This is a genomic window from Kitasatospora sp. NPDC036934 (assembly GCF_055608425.1).
The window spans coordinates 1-1,439 of record NZ_JBVJQR010000078.1 but is presented as its reverse complement, the minus strand read 5'-3'; the positions used below and the strand labels follow the sequence as shown (position 1 = coordinate 1,439).

Below are 1,439 nucleotides of genomic sequence, written 5' to 3'. Positions count from 1 at the left end.
CAATGCCGGTGACTTAGGTTGTGGCGGCTCTGCTGGTGATCGTGATGACGGCCGGGAGCGGTGGTGGCCAGTCGCGGTGTTGGGCGCGTTTGAGGGGCCAGTTGGACATCTTGCGTTTGATGACGCGGGGGCAGGTCCGCCGGCGTCGTTCGGGTAGCAGACGTTCGGTGATCTCAGCCAGCGTGCGGGTCAGTGCCCTGGCGAGTCTGCCGGGGGGAAAGCGCCGCCTGGGCTGGGACCTGGCGGCGTACGACCCGCAGACTGCGGGTGAACGAGAGCCGGTCGGGGTCCACACCCTCGTGAAGGGCTGCCCGGTGCATCAACTGTCGGATCGCGTGGTGGACGAGCAGGAGTCCGTAGACCTCCTGCTCGACGCCCCAGGGGTACTTCGAGCGCAGGACGAGCCTGGGCCCGCGCTGGTGGGTCTTGATCTCGTCCAGCGTGGTCTCGATCTCCCAGCGCTGGGCGTAGAGGGCGGCCAGCTCGGCGGCGGGTGCCTCCTCGGGGTCGAGAAGGGTGGTGACCAGGCGGTAGACGGTGGTGTCCCCGGTGCGGGCCAGGGTGTATTCGACGACCCGCACGGTCACCGGGTTGCGGCGGTTCCTGCGGTCGGGCTCGGCGTGGACCGTGCTCAGGTAGGAGCCGTCGCCGAGGACTCGCACGACGGGCAGGTTCGCGTTCTTGCGCACCCGCCACAGCAGGTCCGCTCCGGTGGCCCGCGCATGCTGCCACAGCTCGAAGCCGTAGAAGCCCCGGTCCGCCAGCAGCAGCATCCCGGCTTCCAGACGGTCGAACAGCCGCCGGGAGAGCGTCTGCTCGCTGACCGACAGCGGACCCGCCTCGGCGGCGAACACCGCGTGGGTGCCGCACTCGGCCAGCCCCACCACCCGGGCCTGCGGAAACGCGCCCCTGCCCCGGCCTGTACCCGGACGGCCGAAGAAGGCGTCGTTGTCAGCGGTGTCCGCCAGGTCCAGCGCGGTCCCGTCGACCGCCACCACGCGCCAGCGCCGGTACCAGGCGCCCGCCGTCTCGGGCACCGCCAACGGACGGCACACCCGCGCGAACAGCAGCCGCAACGGCTCGACGCCCAGCCGCCGACGGGCCCGACCGATCGCGGCGGTCGTGGGCACCCGCCACGACCGCCGCCCGTCCCCCAGCCCCTCACCCAGCAGCCGGGCGACCTCCTCATAGCCCTGCCCGAAGAACAGGCACATCGCCAGCACGAAGTAGACGACCACCCGGGCCGGCAACAGCCGGCTCCGCTTCTCGCCGCGCCCGGTCTCAGCGATCACCTCATCGACCAGACCCGGCGGAAACGCCTGAGTCAGCACCCCGATCGCGATCCGATCCGACAACCGCTCACCCGCAGGCGACTTGACCTGCCCCACCCTCGCCACACCACCATCAACGAGGCAGAGACAGCAAAGTCACCGGCATTG

At 70.8% G+C, this 1,439-nt stretch carries 1 protein-coding gene; it reads right to left on the bottom strand.

Annotation, left to right across the window (positions count from 1 at the left end):
- Window positions 1-173: 173 nt before the first annotated feature.
- A complete protein-coding gene (locus tag ACZ7BZ_RS38310) occupies window positions 174-1,397 on the bottom strand; it encodes an IS4 family transposase (protein WP_470362417.1) in 1,224 nt (407 codons plus the stop codon).
- Window positions 1,398-1,439: the final 42 nt, after the last annotated feature.